Annotated in this window: 16 protein-coding genes; 8 read left to right on the top strand and 8 right to left on the bottom strand. The window is 65.2% G+C overall.

Annotated features, from left to right (window positions below; translation table 11 throughout):
• Positions 1-48 precede the first annotated feature (48 nt).
• Together AB0J29_RS18135 and AB0J29_RS18130 are read right to left on the bottom strand one after the other, a co-directional pair.
• Positions 49-1,188, bottom strand: coding sequence for an ArsA family ATPase (locus AB0J29_RS18135; RefSeq protein ID WP_364786852.1), 1,140 nt, complete (start codon positions 1,186-1,188; stop codon positions 49-51).
• Positions 1,185-2,204: an ArsA-related P-loop ATPase gene (locus AB0J29_RS18130; RefSeq protein ID WP_364786949.1), complete on the bottom strand. Its 1,020-nt coding sequence runs from the start codon at positions 2,202-2,204 to the stop codon at positions 1,185-1,187. Before AB0J29_RS18130 ends, AB0J29_RS18135 begins: the two co-directional genes overlap by 4 nt.
• A gap of 513 nt (positions 2,205-2,717) precedes the next feature.
• Here AB0J29_RS18130 and AB0J29_RS18125 point away from each other — a divergent pair.
• The 3 genes from AB0J29_RS18125 (at position 2,718) to AB0J29_RS18115 (ending at position 4,228) form a co-directional block, all read left to right on the top strand.
• The gene (locus AB0J29_RS18125) at positions 2,718-2,879 is read left to right on the top strand and encodes a DUF4177 domain-containing protein (protein ID WP_085998464.1); all 162 of its coding nucleotides are present in this window, start codon (positions 2,718-2,720) and stop codon (positions 2,877-2,879) included.
• Positions 2,880-2,897: 18 nt separating this feature from the next.
• A complete protein-coding gene (locus AB0J29_RS18120; protein ID WP_364786849.1) occupies positions 2,898-3,356 on the top strand; it encodes a RidA family protein in 459 nt (152 codons plus the stop codon).
• A gap of 77 nt (positions 3,357-3,433) precedes the next feature.
• Positions 3,434-4,228: an MBL fold metallo-hydrolase gene (locus tag AB0J29_RS18115; protein WP_364786846.1), complete on the top strand. Its 795-nt coding sequence runs from the start codon at positions 3,434-3,436 to the stop codon at positions 4,226-4,228.
• A gap of 143 nt (positions 4,229-4,371) precedes the next feature.
• Here AB0J29_RS18115 and AB0J29_RS18110 read toward each other — a convergent pair whose 3' ends face one another.
• Together AB0J29_RS18110 and AB0J29_RS18105 are read right to left on the bottom strand one after the other, a co-directional pair.
• Positions 4,372-5,046: a Crp/Fnr family transcriptional regulator gene (locus AB0J29_RS18110; protein WP_011206875.1), complete on the bottom strand. Its 675-nt coding sequence runs from the start codon at positions 5,044-5,046 to the stop codon at positions 4,372-4,374.
• 147 nt (positions 5,047-5,193) lie between these two features.
• Positions 5,194-5,436 carry a hypothetical protein gene (locus tag AB0J29_RS18105; protein WP_364497978.1) on the bottom strand — a complete coding sequence of 81 codons (243 nt, stop codon included), beginning with the start codon at positions 5,434-5,436 and terminating at the stop codon, positions 5,194-5,196.
• A gap of 223 nt (positions 5,437-5,659) precedes the next feature.
• Between AB0J29_RS18105 and nth the strand changes: the two genes are divergently transcribed.
• The 4 genes from nth to AB0J29_RS18085 are packed head-to-tail and all read left to right on the top strand — an operon-like array spanning position 5,660 to position 8,899.
• Positions 5,660-6,361 carry an endonuclease III gene (gene nth / locus AB0J29_RS18100; protein ID WP_364786946.1) on the top strand — a complete coding sequence of 234 codons (702 nt, stop codon included), beginning with the start codon at positions 5,660-5,662 and terminating at the stop codon, positions 6,359-6,361.
• A gap of 5 nt (positions 6,362-6,366) precedes the next feature.
• A complete protein-coding gene (locus AB0J29_RS18095) occupies positions 6,367-6,993 on the top strand; it encodes a TlpA disulfide reductase family protein (RefSeq protein ID WP_364786943.1) in 627 nt (208 codons plus the stop codon).
• A complete protein-coding gene (locus tag AB0J29_RS18090) occupies positions 6,990-7,709 on the top strand; it encodes a CoA pyrophosphatase (protein WP_364786843.1) in 720 nt (239 codons plus the stop codon). Before AB0J29_RS18095 ends, AB0J29_RS18090 begins: the two co-directional genes overlap by 4 nt.
• Positions 7,706-8,899, top strand: coding sequence for a MarP family serine protease (locus AB0J29_RS18085; protein ID WP_364786841.1), 1,194 nt, complete (start codon positions 7,706-7,708; stop codon positions 8,897-8,899). The genes AB0J29_RS18090 and AB0J29_RS18085 overlap by 4 nt, the downstream gene beginning before the upstream one ends.
• Before the next feature lie 140 nt (positions 8,900-9,039).
• On the opposite strand, the gene AB0J29_RS18080 is transcribed toward AB0J29_RS18085, so the two are convergent.
• The 4 genes from AB0J29_RS18080 to acs form a co-directional block, all read right to left on the bottom strand.
• Positions 9,040-9,975 (bottom strand): alpha/beta hydrolase, encoded by a 936-nt coding sequence (locus tag AB0J29_RS18080; RefSeq protein ID WP_364786839.1) that lies wholly within the window; start codon positions 9,973-9,975, stop codon positions 9,040-9,042.
• 64 nt (positions 9,976-10,039) lie between these two features.
• Positions 10,040-10,480, bottom strand: a complete 441-nt coding sequence (locus AB0J29_RS18075; RefSeq protein ID WP_364786940.1) for a phage holin family protein — start codon at positions 10,478-10,480, stop codon at positions 10,040-10,042.
• Positions 10,481-10,554: 74 nt separating this feature from the next.
• Positions 10,555-11,814: a Na+/H+ antiporter NhaA gene (gene nhaA / locus AB0J29_RS18070; protein WP_364786937.1), complete on the bottom strand. Its 1,260-nt coding sequence runs from the start codon at positions 11,812-11,814 to the stop codon at positions 10,555-10,557.
• A 168-nt stretch (positions 11,815-11,982) separates the two neighbouring features.
• Complete coding sequence (gene acs / locus AB0J29_RS18065; protein ID WP_364786836.1) at positions 11,983-13,953, bottom strand: acetate--CoA ligase; 1,971 nt, start codon at positions 13,951-13,953, stop codon at positions 11,983-11,985.
• Positions 13,954-14,446: 493 nt separating this feature from the next.
• On the opposite strand from acs, the gene AB0J29_RS18060 reads away from it, so the two are divergent.
• Positions 14,447-16,021 (top strand): ABC transporter substrate-binding protein, encoded by a 1,575-nt coding sequence (locus AB0J29_RS18060; RefSeq protein WP_364786833.1) that lies wholly within the window; start codon positions 14,447-14,449, stop codon positions 16,019-16,021.
• Positions 16,022-16,039 lie beyond the last annotated feature (18 nt).

The following is a 16,039-nucleotide window of genomic DNA, read 5'->3' as shown; positions in this document are numbered from 1 at the left end:
ACATCAGCATGACGCGGTGGCACGGTCGATTTCGCCGCCGATCACGCCTCACACGGTCATCTCGACCGGGTGCGCACCGGTGAGTTGTGCGCCAACGGCACGCAACGCCTCCAGATCCGAGACCTCGAAGGGCAGCGCGGTCACCGAGGCGATCGGCACCCGCGGATGCGCACCGGTGAACCGGTGCAGCAGATGCTCTTCGCGTTTCGCGGTGGCGACCCGCTTGGCGTGGATGCGCAGCACCGCGGCGGTCAGCGGATCGGATTCGGCCAGCTGATCGGCCGCGGTCTGCGCGTGATCGGCGCTCAGGGAGCTGAGTACCGGGTGGGTCCGGTTCAAGACCAGTCCGGCCAGCGGCATGCGTTCGGTCGAGAGACGGTCGACGAAGAAGGACGCCTCGCGTAGAGCATCCTGTTCGGGGGCCGCGACCACCAGAAAGTGCGTGCCCGGCTTGGACAGCATCGCGTAGGTGCGGTCCGCGCGATCCTGGAAACCACCGAACAGCGACTCCAGCGACTGCAGGAAATTCGATGCGTCCTTGAGCATCTGGCCGCCGACAATGGTCGATACCGCGCGCACCGCCAGGCTCATCGCACCGGTCACCAACCGGGTGACACCGCGACCGGGAGCCATGATGACCCGGATCATCCTGCCGTTCAGGAAGTTTCCGAGCCGCTTCGGCGCATCGAGGAAGTCGAGGGCATTGCGGGACGGGGGAGTGTCGACCACGATCAGGTCCCACTCCTTGCGCCCGGCCAACTGGCCGAGCTTCTCCATCGCCATGTATTCCTGTGTGCCGCCGAAGGAGGAGGCGACCGTCTGATAGAAGGGGTTGGCGAAAATCTGCTCCGCCTTCTCCGGACTGGTGTGCTCGAGCACCATATCGTCGAAGGTGCGCCGCATATTGAGCATCATCGCGTGCAATTCGCCCTTGGCCTCCGGGCCGAGGGCCACCCGCTGCGGGGTGTTGTCCAGATCGGCGACGCCGAGTGACTGGGCCAGCCGACGTGCCGGGTCGATGGTGAGCACTACAACCTTGCGGCCCTGCTCGGCCGCGCGTAACCCGATTGCCGCCGCGGTAGTCGTCTTACCGACGCCGCCCGAGCCGCAGCAGACCACCACCCGCGCATTGCGGTCGGCGATGATGCTCGAAATATCCAGTGGTGGGGCCACATTCGGATTACTCACCGGACCCCCTGCTTGCTCAGATATTCGGCAAGTTCATAAATGCCACCGAGATCCATGCCGTCGGCGAGCGCGGGCAGATACATCCGCGATACATCCACTTTCGCGAGTTCGGCGGCGCTTTCGTCCTGTGCCCGCAAAGTGGCCGAATGCTCGACGGTTTCGGTGATCAGGCCCTGGAAGTCCTGGTCCGACAGGGAAATTCCGGCCTCGGTGAGTCCAGTGAGAATGGCGTCGCGATCGATATCGCCCTGTGCGGCCATATTTCGCACCTCCGGGGGGAGTTGGCCCTTGGTCGCCCGGTTCACAATGACGGTGCCGATCCGCAGGTCATTGGCGGTGAGTTCGGCGACGGCGTCAGCGGTCTCCTGAACCGGCAGCGCCTCCAACAGGGTGACCAGGTGGATCATCGTCTGATCGGAGTGCAGCAGGTTCGAGACGCCCTCGGCCTGCGAGGCGATCGGTCCGCCCTTGGCCACCTCGGCCATGGCCTGGGTGACATCGAGGAAGCTGGCGATCCGTCCGGTCGGCGGTGCGTCGACAACAATTTCATCGAATACGGGCTTGCCCTGCTTATCCACCCGGACCGCGCATTCCTTGATCTTGCCGGTCAGTATGACATCGCGCAGACCGGGTGCGATCGTGGTGACGAATTCGACGGCGCCGACCCGGCGCATCGCCCGCCCGGCGAAGCCCAAGTTGTAGAACATATCGAGGTATTCGAGGAAGGCGTGCTCGATATCGAGTGCGAGCGCGACCACTTCACCGCCGCCGTCCGCGGTGGCGATCCTGGTTTCGGTGGGCGGCAGCGGCGGCAGATCGAACAGCTGGGCAATGGACTGCCTGCTCTCCACCTCGACCAACAGTACCCGCCGCCCGCCGGCGGCCAGTGCGAGTGCCAGCGCGGCGGCGACCGTCGACTTACCGGTTCCTCCCTTGCCCGAGACATAGTGCAAGCGGGCGTTATCCGCGCGCTCCGGCCAACCCGTTTCCGGCCCCGGCTCCGCCGAAATGGGCACTGCTGTTGGTACTCCCACGATCGCGAGCCTATAACCCGTTATGTGGACGCGCCCCAGCAATATGGTCAGTGCCTCATTTTCCAGGGATTCCGTCTCAGACGGAAGGGCGTAGCGGGCCGCAAGATCAGTTCCTGCTAATCGGCCACGACCGAGCGAGCCTTACCAGCGACGCCTGCGGCCTGTCTCGCGTCCACGCGAAGGCGCGGCCATCGACTCGGCCGAGTCATCGAAGCACATACGCCGCAAGCGCGGACCTCCACCGCCCGGACTCCACCGCCCCGTCCGTACACATCAAGCGCCGAACGCCCCACCCGCACCGACCACAACGGAGCGAGTCTTACGAGCGACTGTTCGCGGCCCGTCTCGCGTCCGAGTCGTCGAAGCGCATGCGACGAAGTCGCGAGTCTCGACGGCGCCGCTAGCGACTGCTTGCAGGTCGCTCGAAAGGGTCAGTCGCGAGACAGCAGGGGGCCGCGAACACGCAGCGCCGAAGGCGCTGCCAAAGTTACAGTCATGAGTGATTCGAAGGTGTGGGAGTACGCCACCGTTCCGCTGTTGACGCATGCGACCAAGCAGATCCTGGACCAGTGGGGCGCCGATGGCTGGGAGCTGGTGACCGTGCTACCCGGTCCGACCGGCGAACAGCACGTCGCCTACCTCAAGCGCCCCAAATAATCGAAGGGACTTGCACTTATGACCCAGTGGGAGAAGAACCTCGCCCAGCTCGGCCTGACCCTGCCGCCGGTCGTCGCCCCGGTCGCCGCCTACATTCCGGCGATCCGCACCGGTTCGCTCGTCTACACCTCCGGCCAGCTGCCGTTCGTGGACGGGCAGCTCTCGGTGACCGGCAAGGTCGGCGCCGAGGTCTCGCTCGAACAGGCCAACGAGGCGGCCAGGTTGTGCGCGTTGAACGCGATCGCCGCGGTGCACGATCTGGTCGGGCTCGACGCGGTGGTGCGCATTGTCAAGGTCGTCGGATTCGTCGCTTCCGCACCGGGATTCACCGATCAGCCGCAGGTCATCAATGGTGCCTCGGAATTGCTCGGTGCGGTCTTCGGTGATGCGGGCGTGCACGCGCGTTCGGCGGTCGGCGTCGCCGAACTGCCCCGCAACACCCCCGTCGAGGTCGAATTGATCGCCGAAGTGCGCTAAACAGGTTCGAAGTAGACCATTTCGAGCGACCTGCAAACAGTCGCTACGGCTAGGATTTCGATCGACTGGGGTTTCCGATGACGCTCACCCACCCCGCATACGGCCAGCTGCGGCAGGTCACGCCGACCGCGGCGGTCGTACTCGCGGACAATCCCGGCCAGATGACGCTGGAGGGCACCAATACCTGGCTGCTGCGCGCGCCGGGACAATCGGATTACGTCGTGGTCGATCCGGGACCGAAGGATAAGGCGCACAGCGAGGCGATCGCCCGCGTCACCGACGGCAATATCGCGCTCACCCTGATCACCCACCGGCATCATGACCACACCGGTGGTATCGACCGCTTGGTCGAGTTGACGGGTACGCCGGTGCGGGCCGCAACCGCCGATTTCCTGCGCGGTTCCGCTGCGCCGCTGGTCGACGGCGAGGTGATCGAGGCCGCCGGGCTGCGGATCACCGTCCTGGACACCCCCGGCCACACCAAGGATTCGGTGAGTTTCGTCCTCGACGATGCGGTGCTGACCGGTGACACCATCCTCGGTTTCGGCACCACCGTGCTCGATGCCAGCGATGGCGCCCTGGCCGATTACCTGGCATCGCTGGACAGGCTGGTCGAGGTGGGTGCAGGACGCGCGCTGCTGCCGGCACACGGTCCGGATCATCCCGATCTGGAACCGATCGCGCGGTACTACATCGCGCACCGTCAGGAGCGGCTGGATCAGGTGCGGGAGGCATTGCGTGTACTCGGGCCGAATGCCGGTGCGATGTCGGTGGTGCGCAAGGTCTACGCCGATGTCGACAAGCGGCTGTGGCCGGCCGCGCGCAGTTCGGTGCAGGCGCAGTTGGAGTATCTGCGCGCCGAGCAGAACTGACTACATCGCAGGCACACCGAAGCGCGCTGAGTTCATCTGATAAATGAACTCAGCGCGCTTTTGCGTTCCGGTTTTGCGGCGTCCATCCGCCGCGACGCGTCTATTCGGCGGCCGGGTGTCCGGTCGCCGATAGGTTTCGAGCGTCAGCGTGCGCGGCGGGCCAGGCGCTCGGAGTCGGAGATCAGCACGCTCTTGCCCTCCAGCCGGAGCCAGCCGCGGTGCGCGAAGTCGGCGAGTGCCTTGTTCACGGTCTCGCGGGAGGCGCCGACCAGCTGCGCGATCTCTTCCTGCGTGAGGTCGTGGGTGACCCGCAGCGCACCGGCCTCCTGGGTACCGAACCGCTGCGCGAGCTGCAGCAACGCCTTGGCGACCCGGCCGGGGACGTCGGTGAAGATCAGGTCGGCCAGGTTGTTGTTGGTGCGGCGCAATCGGCGAGCGAGGACGCGGAGCAGTTGCTCGGCGATCTCGGGCCGCTGGTCGATCCAGGACTTGAGTGCGTCACGGTCCATGGTGACCGCACGGACCTCGGTCACGGTGGTAGCGGTCGAGGTGCGCGGACCCGGGTCGAAGATCGACAGCTCGCCGAACATATCCGACGGACCCATGATGGTCAGCAGGTTTTCCCTGCCGTCCGGGGAACGCCGTCCGATTTTCACCTTTCCGGAGGTGATGATGTACAACCGGTCGCCGGGCTCGCCCTCGTTGAAGATGACATGCCCACGCGGAAAGTCCACGGGCTGGAGTTGTTTGGCTAGAGCCGCCACCGCGGTGGGCTCTACGCCTTGGAAGATGCCTGCTCTGGCGAGGGCCTCGTCCACGAATGTGCTCCTTATGGGAAATGGCTCTGTCCTGGACCGAAGCGAATCGGCCAACAGCGCAGTCTACGCGGCATTACGGCAGCGTAGTGACAGTCACCACGTAACGAGTGGATTGCGCGGCATACCAGGCGGCGATTGATAGGGGATTCAGCTCGCGCGAGCGACATCCAATTCTTCGCCACGGGAACGGCGCCTGCGCATCCGTGCCACCGCGGCGGGCAGTCCGAGCTTGGTCAGCTCCTTTACTTCCGCGTTGCTTGCCTTGTCCAGGTACTGCTGAACCTCTTCGTCAGGTTCGAGAAGGTTGCGGAGCCGATTCTCGACCCGCTCCATGCCCAGTGCAAACAGCATCAGCACCACTGGGAAGAGCACCACAGCGAGTCCTTGCATGACGAGCAGTAAACACGGTCTAGGTCTCAGATGGAACACGGCAAGAGATCTAGGAGGGCACCGTTGTGGGCGGGTTCCGTATGGTGGACGCGTGCGTGTCTCCCCCTCCATAGCTGCCGCGAGCGGGCCTGCGCCTGCCCCCGAGGCGACCGATGCGCAACCCGCCGCGGTCCCCGTTTCCAAGCGCAAATCCCGAGCGCGACAAGCGGAAACCCCGCTCGGCCTGACCCGAAGGGCCCGCCGGATGAACCGCATTCTGGCGGTAGCTTTTCCGGACGCGCACTGTGAGCTGGATTTCACTACACCGCTCGAATTGGCGGTTGCGACAATACTTTCCGCGCAGTGCACCGATGAGCGGGTGAATATGACCACACCCGCGCTCTTTGCCAAGTATCCGGACGCCCGCGCCTATGCCGAGGCAAACCGCGCCGAGCTGGAGGAATACATTCGGCCGACCGGGTTCTTCCGCAATAAGACCAGTTCGCTGATCGGCCTCGGGCAGGCGCTGATCGAACGCTTCGATGGTGAATTGCCTCACACCCTCGACGAACTGGTGAAATTGCCCGGCATCGGCCGCAAGACTGCCAACGTCATCCTCGGCAATGCCTTCGGGGTGCCCGGCATTACGGTCGATACCCATTTCGGTCGGCTGGTGCGCCGCTGGGCCTGGACCACCGAGGAAGATCCGGTGAAGGTCGAACACGCCATCGGCGAGCTGATCGAACGCAAGGAATGGACAATGCTGTCCCATCGCGTGATTTTCCACGGGCGCCGGGTCTGCCATGCCCGCAAACCCGCATGCGGTGTCTGCATTCTGGCCAAGGATTGCCCATCGTTCGGGGTCGGGCCGACCGATCCGGAAACCGCGGCCAAGCTGGTGAAGGGCCCCGAGGCAGAGCATCTGCTCGAGCTGGTGGGCCGGTGAGACGAATACCTGTCGCGGCGCGTTTGGCGCTGGCAGGGTTGATCACCGTGGTGGCCTTGGCGGTCGCACTATGGCCCCGCGACAACGACGACACCGCGACGAGCGGCGACCATTCGGCGAATTCCCTCGCGAGCGCCTCGGTCGAGGCGCGCACGGCCGCCGGGCTCGCGAATTGTCCGGCGCCCGCCGCGGATGCGGTGGGACGCGGGCCGCTTGCCGGACTCGCGCCGACCTGTCTATCCGACGGCAAACCGGTCGATCTGGCGGCCGCGCTCGCGGGCAAACCGGCACTGCTGAATCTGTGGGCGTACTGGTGTGGACCGTGCGCCAAGGAGTTGCCGGATGTGCAGGAGTACGCGCGACGGGCCGCGAACGCGATTACGGTGCTGACCGTGCACAGCGATCCGGATGAGGCGAGGGCGCTCGCGCTGCTGACCGACCTGAAGGTGACATTGCCCGGCGTCCTCGACCCGCGCGCCAAGGTGCGTACCGCGGTCGGTGCGCCCGCGGTGCTGCCGGTATCGGTGCTGTTGCGTGCGGATGGTTCGGTCGCCGAGGTGGTGGTGCGCGCCTTCAACGGCGTCGACGATATCGCCGATACGGTCGCGAGCAGTTTGGGAGTTGTGGCATGACCGAGATCCCCATGCCGGACAGCATCCCGCAGTGGCTGCGCCGAGCGGCGGACCCGAATACCGATTCCAGCGACACGCTGTCCTTGGCGCGCGCGATCCGGCGGGCCACGACCGTGCACACCACGCCGCGGCAGGCGGCCGTGCTCGTGCTGTTCAGCGGTTCGCCCGAAACCGATACCGAGGCGCAGGGCGGGCTGCCCGCCGATGCGGATGTGCTGCTCACCCAGCGCGCGTCCACCATGCGCCAGCACCGCGGTCAGGTCGCCTTTCCCGGCGGAGCCGTCGATCCCGGCGACTCCGGACCGATCGATACCGCCCTGCGCGAGGCCTGTGAGGAAACCGGGCTGGCGCGCGAGGGCGTCGAACCCTTTGCGATACTGCCCAAGCTGTTCGTGCCCCCGTCCCGATTCGATGTGACCCCCGTGGTCGCCTTTTGGCACACCCCGAGGCAGGTCCGAGTGGTCAATCACACCGAGACCGAACGCGTCGTGCGGGTGCCGCTCGCCGATCTGCTCGAACCGGCGAATCGCTTCATGGTGCGCGGCAGCCTCGGCTATAAGAGTCCGGCATTCCAGGTGGACGGAATGCTGGTGTGGGGCTTGACCGGCGGCATTCTGGCGGGCATCTGCAGAGCCGCCGGGTGGGAACGGGCTTGGGACCACAGCGATGTTCGCGATCTAGAGTCCGCGCTGGCGGCCGTAGGGATGACGTTATGAGTTCATCGGCGTGGCTCGATATCGCCGTGGTGCTGCTCGCGCTGCTTGCCGCCTCTTCCGGTTGGCGGCAGGGTGCGGTGGCTTCCGCGCTGGCCTTCCTCGGCGTCGTACTCGGCGCGGTCGCGGGCATTCTCATCGCGCCGCACATTCTGATCCACGTCGACGAGGGCAGACCCCGGGTGCTCACCGGCGTGCTGTTGATCGTGCTGCTGGTCATTGTGGGTGAGGTCGCGGGCATGGTGCTCGGGCGGGCCGCGCGCGGCGGTATGCGGCATCCGTTCACCCGCAGTGTGGACAGCGTCGTCGGCGCGGTACTGCAGGCGGTCGCGGTGCTGGTCACCGCGTGGCTGCTGGCGCTACCGCTGGCCACCTCGTCCCAACCGGCCATCGCCGCGGCCATCAACGGTTCGAAGGTGCTCGCCGATGTCAACGAGGTCTCGCCCAATTGGCTGCGGCGGCTGCCGAACGAATTCTCCAAGCTGCTCAACACTTCCGGGCTGCCGGATGTCATCGGTCCGTTCGGTCGCGCGCCGATCGCGGCGGTCGAACCGCCGGATCCCAGCGTGCTCGCCAGTCCGGTCGCGGCCTCGCTGCAACAGAGTGTGCTGCGCATCCGCGGCGTGGCGCCGAGCTGCCAGCGGGCGCTCGAGGGCTCGGGCTTCGTGATCGCGCCGGAACGGATCGTTACCAACGCTCACGTCGTCGCGGGGACCACCAGCATCACAGTTGACGCCATCAACGGGCCACTGAATGCCACGGTTGTCTTGTTCGATCCGTCCAAGGATGTCGCCGTGCTCGCGGTACCGGGGCTCACCGCGCCCGTGATCCCCACCGCGCCTACGCCAGCGCGCTCCGGAGACAGCGCTATCGTGCTGGGCTACCCCGGTGGCGGTCGGTACACCGCCAGTGCTGCCCGAGTTCGCGAGACACTGGACTTGACGGGCCCGACGATCTATCGCAACGGCACCGTCGAGCGCGAGGTCTACACGGTTCGTGGCCAGGTGCGGGCAGGAAATTCGGGTGGGCCGCTGGTGGATACGGAGGGACAGGTACTCGGCATCGTGTTCGGTGCGGCGGTAACCGACGATGACACGGGATATGTGCTGACGCTGGCTGAGGTTCGCAAGCAACTAGATGCTGCCCCCTATGCGGTTGCGGCAGTCGAGACCGGAGCCTGTGTGCTGAGCTGAATACCCATGGTGCATCGGGTCCGCGGCCGATGCACCTGGTCGGCTACATATCGGGCGAATTCGCCAAGTGACGCTGGCGAATTCGATGGCGCTCGAAACGTCGTCGGATCGGTTTGCCCGCTAGCCGGACGCGAGACCGGCTATCCGAGCAGCTTGGCCAACTCCATTGTGACGGCCTCCGGATTCTCTTGGTGCGCAAAATGACCCGCACCCGGAATCACGACCTGCCGCCGCTGCGGTGACAACCTCCGGCCGCGCTGGAAGGTCGCGGGCAGGATGTAGCCGTCGAGTTCACCGCGCATGGCGAGCACCGGAATGCGGATCGGCACCCGCATGGTGGCCATGAACCGCCGACCGTCCGGACGCCACTGGCTGCGGAAGGCCCAGCGCTGGTATTCCAGCGCACAGTGCGCCGCCCCCGGAATCTGGATCGCGGTGCGCATCCGATCGGCCGTTTCGATGAATTCGGCGGTGCCCGACCAGGTTCGGCTCACCCGTTGGCGCAGCAGCCGTTCGACCTCCGAGCCGTCGCCGGTGGTCAGCAGATGTTCGCCGTAGCGCGGCAGCTGATAGCGCAGGAAATTCGGCAGCCAGGTGCGCCGCTGACGCCGATCCCGCAGCACCGCGCTCTTCAGCGCGGCCGGATGCGGGGAACTCACCACCGCGATCGAGCGCACCAGTCGTGGATGCAGCACCGCGGTCGTCCAGCACACGAGTCCACCGTCGGCATGTCCGACCAGCGTGGCCTCGGAATAGCCCATGGCACGAATGAGTCCGGCGACATCACCGGCCAGCGTCCAACCGTCATAGCCGCGCGGCGGTTTATCGCTGTCGCCGTAGCCGCGCAGATCCACCGCGACCGCGCGATAGCCGAGTTCGGCGAGTCCGGTCAGCTGATGCCGCCAGGACCACCAGAGGTCGGCGAATCCGTGCAGCAGGACCACCAGCGGTGCGTCCGGACGGTCTGGTGCGGCCTCCACGACATGGAAGCGAATGCCGTTTGCGTGCACGTCCCGATGCGTCCATGGACCGTCGTAACGGACGCTGGACGGATCGGGAAGCGAATTGGACGACACGCCGACCGAGCCTAGTAGGGGTCCGGCCCACCGCCTAGTCGACGCCGCCGCGGCGTCGCGGCTGCTACTTCGACGGCTGCTCGAGCGAGAAGTGCTCCTCATGCGAGCCGAATCCGCTCGGCAGCACCGTGCGCGCCTGCTTGAGCGAATCGATCGTCTTCTCCGGCGCCCGCAGTTTCTTGACCCGCAGATAGCCGAGCAGAGCGAGCACCGCCGTCGCGACGACCATGAGCAGGAACACGATCAGGAACGCCGCCCAGCGCGCCAGCCAGACATCGAGCAGCTCGCCGAGGAAGAAGAAAAAGAAGAAGGTGCTGAACAGCAGGACGGTCAGCGCGAGGATGAAATAGACGCTGCCCTGCAGCCCCTTCTTGATCTCCCCGGTTACCTCGGCCTTGGCCAGCTCGACCTCGGCCCGCACCAGCATCGACATCTGCTCGGTGGCATCACGGACCAGGGTGCCGAAGCTCGCCGACCCGACCGGGTTGGCGTCCGAAAGGGGAATCGAGGTGACAGTGCGGTCGCTGCGCGACTCATCCCCGTTACCACGCTGCGTCCCATTTCTGTCCTGGGCGAAACTCACTTGGTCGACCCTTCTCCCTGTCCCGGCACTGCTTCCGCCTCAATCTCTCGTTCTATCGCACGCGCGTCCCGCCGCGCCTGGTGGACACGGCCACGCCGCAACAGTAGCGCCGAACCCGCGAGTGACGCCGCCATTGACGTCACCAACACCGCGGCCTTCGCCAATTCGACGGCCGATCCGTCACCGACGTTCGTCAGCGCGAGTTCTGCCACCAGAAGGCTAACGGTGAAGCCGATCGCGCCGAGCACCGAGAGGGCGAACATGTCTCGATAACCCAGGCTGGCCGGACGTTTCGCGATGCCCAATCGGATTGCCACCCAGCTGATTCCGAAGATTCCGGTGGTCTTGCCCAGTAGTAATCCGAGAATTATGGCGAGAGCCAGCCGGTCGCTGAACAGGTGCTGGAAAACCTTGCCGTCCAACGGAACACCGGAGGCGAACAAGGCGAACAGCGGCACGCAGAGCCCGGCCGAGATCGGCTGGATCACATGCTCGAGCCGCATTGCCGGGGCTTCGGTCTCGCCCGGGTCCTTGCGCACCCTGGTGAGCAAGCCGAGCGCGACACCGGCCATGGTCGGATGGATACCCGCCTCGTGCAGCGCGTACCAGGAGGCCAGCGCGAGTGGCAGATAAAGCAGTGGTGTGGAGATCCGCTTGTGCTGGGCCAGCGCCCACATCGCGAAACAGGCCGCCGCGGCGAGCAGCCACAATATCGACAGCGTCGTGGTGAACAGCACCGCGATCAGGATGATGGCGAGCAGATCGTCGACCACTGCGAGGCTCAGCAGGAAGACTCGTGCGCTCGCCGGGATCCGGGAGCCGGTCATGGCCAGGACGGCCAGCGCGAACGCGATATCGGTTGCCACCGGAATCGCCCAGCCTCGATCCATCCCGTCGACGCCGAATCCGACGGTGAAGGCGATCAGCGCCGGGGTGATGACGCCGCCGACCGCGGCGATGATCGGCAGTGCGGCCCGCTTGGGGTCGGCCAGCTCGCCGACCACCAGCTCACGTTTGAGCTCCAGTCCGGCGACGAAGAAGAAGATCGCGAGCAGACCGTCCTTGGTCCATTCCGCGACGGTGAGATCCAGATGCAGTGCCTTGATCGGCAGGACGTACTCGGTGACGGTGAGATAGCTCTGGCCCCACGGCGAGTTCACCCACAGCAACGCGGCAGCGGCCGCGATCAGAAGTAATGCGCCACCAACGGTTTCAGTGCGTAGATAGCGTGTCAGCTCCGAACGCGCTTGGGTGATCACGGGAAACCTTCCGCCATGGTGGACTCCGACCGCGAACGCGCAATCCCACCGATCCGGCTTTCAGGTACACGACCGCGCGCCGACCAGGCTTCCCGGCACACCTTACGCAATTCTAACGGGTACGGCCGGGACGATTTCCATCACCGGCCGTACTGCTGTGCCGACTCAGGCGCGACTGGCCCGAATCGCCTCGAAAACATGCGGATCGACCAGGGTCGAGGTGTCGCCCAGGTCGCGGCCCTCCGCGACATCGCGCAGCAGTCGTCGCATGATCTTGCCGCTACGGGTCTTGGGCAGCTCGGGCACCACGTGGATCTCGCGCGGCCGGGCGATCGGGCTGATCTCCCGTGACACCTCCGCCTTCAGTTCGTCGATCAGCGCGTCGCCGGTGTCCTCGGCCTCGGCAGTCAGGATCACGAATGCGACGATGCCCTGGCCGGTTGTCGCATCGCTGGCGCCGACCACGGCGGCCTCGGCGACCCCGGAGTGACCGACCAGTGCGGATTCGACCTCGGCGGTGGAGATGCGATGCCCCGACACATTCATCACATCGTCGACCCGGCCGAGCACCCACAGATCGCCGTCGGCATCGAGCTTGGCGCCGTCACCGGCGAAGTACCAGCCCTGTTCGGCGTAGCGCTCCCAGTAGGTGGCCCGGTAGCGGTCCATATCGCCCCAGATGCCACGCAGCATCGACGGCCACGGCTGATCGAGCACCAGATAGCCGTTGGCCTCGGTCTCCCCGAGCTCGACCGCCTTGCCCTCCTCATCGACGACCTTCGCCGAAATACCGGGCAGCGGGGTCATCGCGGCGCCCGGCTTGGCGGCCGTGACGGCCGGCAGCGGGGAGATCATGATCGCCCCCGTCTCGGTCTGCCACCAGGTGTCCACGATGGGCGCGGAGTTCGCCCCGATCACCTCGCGGTACCAGCGCCAGGCCTCCGGATTGATCGGTTCGCCGACGCTGCCGAGCACCCGGATACTGGACAGATCATGGGCGGCCGGAATCTGCCTGCCCCACTTCATGAATGTGCGCACCAGCGTCGGTGCCGTGTAATAGATTGTGACGCCGTATTTTTCGACGATATTCCAGTGCCGGTGCTCATCCGGGAAGTTCGGCGTGCCCTCGTAGACGACCTGGGTGGTCCGGTTCGACAGCGGTCCGTAGACGATGTAGCTGTGCCCGGTGACCCAGCCGATATCGGCGGTGCACCAGTAGATGTCCTGTCCGGCCTTGTGGTCGAAGACAGTGTGGTGGGTGAAGGACGCCTGGGTGAGATAGCCGCCGCTCGTGTGCAGGATGCCCTTCGGCTTACCGGTGGTGCCGGAGGTGTAGAGGATGAACAGCGGATGTTCGGCGTCGAAGGCCTGCGCCCGGTGTTCGGGGGAGGCCTGCGCGACGGTCTCGTGCCACCACACGTCGCGGCCCTCGGTCCACGGCACGTCGATATCGGTGCGGCGCACTACGAGTACATGCTCGACACTGTGTCGACCGCTCGGGCCGGACGGCACATCGCCATGGGCGGAGAGCGCCTCGTCGACAGCCGCCTTGAGTGGGGCGGCCTTACCGCGTCGCCATTGACCATCGGTGGTGATGATCAACCGGGCGCTCGCGTCGTCGACGCGCTGGCGCAGCGCGGTGGGGGAGAAGCCCGCGAATACCACCGAATGCGTGAGTCCGAGTCGGGCGCAGGCCAGCATCGATACGATCGCCTCGGGAACCATCGGCATATAGATGGCGACCCGATCGCCCGCTTCGAGCCCGAGTTCGGTCAGATAGTTTGCGGCGCGGGAAACTTCGGCGAGGAGTTCGGCGTAGGTGATGTCGCGGGAGTCACCCGGTTCGCCCTCCCAATGGATGGCGACCTGATCGCCGTGCCCGTCGAGCACATGGCGGTCCACACAGTTGTAGGCGACATTGAGCTTGCCGTCGACGAACCACTTGGCGACGGGTGCGTCACTCCAGTCGAGCACCTGCGTCCACGGCTGCTCCCAGTGCAGTCGATTGGCCTGTTCGGCCCAGAACGTATCGCGATCCGCTGCGGCCCGCTGGTACAACGACGCGTCGGCATTCGCCGCCGCGACGAACTCCGCGCTCGGCGGATACGAGTCCCGGTGGTCGGTGGTTTCGGTCATCTCGCTTCTTCCTCACGTAGAGCCCCGTGGTGCTGGCAGTCGCAGTCGATTTCGACAGTAACCAACTGCGATCGCCGTTAGCGACTGCTTGCGGGTCGCTCGTAAGGATTGGCCGCGCCCGATGTGTGCAACGGGTTTCATCCCGTCACCGCGACAGGTATCGAGCGCGATCCGCTGACAAGCCGGGCCTTCGGTAGCTATCGTCATAGGTCGACCAGCTCCAGACACCGGAAGCCCAACGATGGCATACTTCCGGCGAATTCCTGTCTTCTCCTGAATGTTTAGCGTGTTTCGGTGATGTTGCCGGATTGGTAACAAGTGGAACGAACCTCTGTCAATCCGGTGACAAGGCTGCTTCGAATCGCTAACGTCCCAGACATTCCAAGGCGGATCGAGTCGAGGCGCGCTGGGCAGCTGCCCATGCGTCGTCGCGGATCCCCTTCGCCTGTCTCGAAATCGGGAGAACGCGTTGAGATTCAACAGAGCTACAGCGTTGACCGCGGCAGTCCTGCTGGCCACAAGCCTGGGACTGTCCGCATGTTCGTCGAGCGATAGTGCCGACGCCGAGGTCGTCACCACGAACGGCGGTGAGCCGCAGAATCCGTTGGTGCCGACCAATACCAACGAGAATATGGGCGGCCGCGTCATCGACCGGCTGTTCGCGGGTCTGAAGTACTACGACGGCAAGGGTGTTGCGCACGACGAGATGGCCGAGTCCATCAAGACGAGCGACCGCAAGAACTACACGATCACCATCAAGCCGGACTGGAAGTTCACCGACGGCACTGCGGTGACCGCGAAGTCGTTCGTCGACGCCTGGAACTACGGCGCGCTCGGTACCAACGGTCAGTTGCAGAGCTACGCGTTCACCCCGATCGTCGGGTTCGACGAGGTGTCGGCGGAAAAGCCAGCGGCGCAAACGATGTCGGGGCTGAAAGTGGTCGACGACCGAACCTTCACTGTCGCGCTGAAGTCGCCGTCCATCGACTTCGAGACCGAACTCGGCTACGCACCGTTCTATCCGCTGCCCGAGGCGGCGTTCAAGGATATGAAGGCCTTCGGTGAGAACCCGATCGGCAACGGCCCGTACAAGTTCCAGACCTGGGATCACAACGTCAAGATCGAGCTGGCGCCCAACCCGGACTACAAGGGCGGACGTCCGCCCAAGAACAAGGGTCTGCGGTTTGTCATGTACCAATCGTTCGATACCGCCTACTCGGATCTGCAGGCAGGCAATCTCGATACCCTCGACACGATTCCGGACAGCGCGCTGACTTCCTACAAGAAGGACCTCGGCGATCGCGCGATCCTGGATCCGTCCGCGCAGAACCAGCACATCGGCGTCCAGGCCAATGTCCCGCATTTCGGCGGTGAGGAAGGGCTGCTGCGGCGCCGGGCCATCTCGATGGCGATCAACCGCCAGCAGATCTGCGACACCATCTTCAACGGCACCAAGATCCCGGCGCGCGACTTCACCTCGAGCACCCTGCCCGGATTCAACGGCAACCTGCCCGGTTCGGAGGTATTGAAGTACAACCCCGAAGAGGCCAAGAAGCTTTGGGCGCAGGCCGATGCCATTTCGCCGTGGTCGGGCCGCTACGAAATCGCCTACAACTCCGATGGCGGCCACCAGGCGTGGATCGAAGCCGTGGCCAACAGCGTCAAGAACACCCTCGGTATCGATGCGGTCGGCACGCCATATCCGACGTTCAAGAACATCCGAGATCTGGTGAACCAGAAGACGATCGGCAAGGCGTTCCGCTACGGCTGGCAGGGCGACTATCCGACCATGCTGCAGTTCCTGACCTCGCAGTACTACAGCTACTCCGAGACCAATAACGTCGACTACAAGAGCCCCGAATTCGACCACCTGCTCGACGCCGCGCTGGCCGCGCCGACGCTGGAGGAGTCGTACAAGATCGTGGCACAGGCGCAGGCGTTGCTGATCAAGGATATGGCCGATATCCCGGTGATCGATTACCTTGCCGCGGCGGGACGTTCGGACAAGGTGAAGAAGGCCGAACTGGCCTGGAATGGTCTGTTCGACTTCGAGAACATCGAGAAGTAGCCGCTCGGCGCGGTCGTG

The organism is Nocardia sp. NPDC049707, from assembly GCF_040674855.1.
Taxonomy (GTDB): domain Bacteria; phylum Actinomycetota; class Actinomycetes; order Mycobacteriales; family Mycobacteriaceae; genus Nocardia.
This window is presented reverse-complemented; position numbering and strand designations above follow the sequence as displayed.

Coding starts and splice junctions, on each gene's coding strand:
- AB0J29_RS18115 (WP_364786846.1), top strand. CDS start 3,434: ATGACGCTCACCCACCCCGCATACGGCCAGCTGCGGCAGGTCACGCCG.
- acs (WP_364786836.1), bottom strand. CDS start 13,953: ATGACCGAAACCACCGACCACCGGGACTCGTATCCGCCGAGCGCGGAG.
- AB0J29_RS18120 (WP_364786849.1), top strand. CDS start 2,898: ATGACCCAGTGGGAGAAGAACCTCGCCCAGCTCGGCCTGACCCTGCCG.
- AB0J29_RS18125 (WP_085998464.1), top strand. CDS start 2,718: ATGAGTGATTCGAAGGTGTGGGAGTACGCCACCGTTCCGCTGTTGACG.
- AB0J29_RS18090 (WP_364786843.1), top strand. CDS start 6,990: ATGACCGAGATCCCCATGCCGGACAGCATCCCGCAGTGGCTGCGCCGA.
- AB0J29_RS18085 (WP_364786841.1), top strand. CDS start 7,706: ATGAGTTCATCGGCGTGGCTCGATATCGCCGTGGTGCTGCTCGCGCTG.
- AB0J29_RS18105 (WP_364497978.1), bottom strand. CDS start 5,436: ATGCAAGGACTCGCTGTGGTGCTCTTCCCAGTGGTGCTGATGCTGTTT.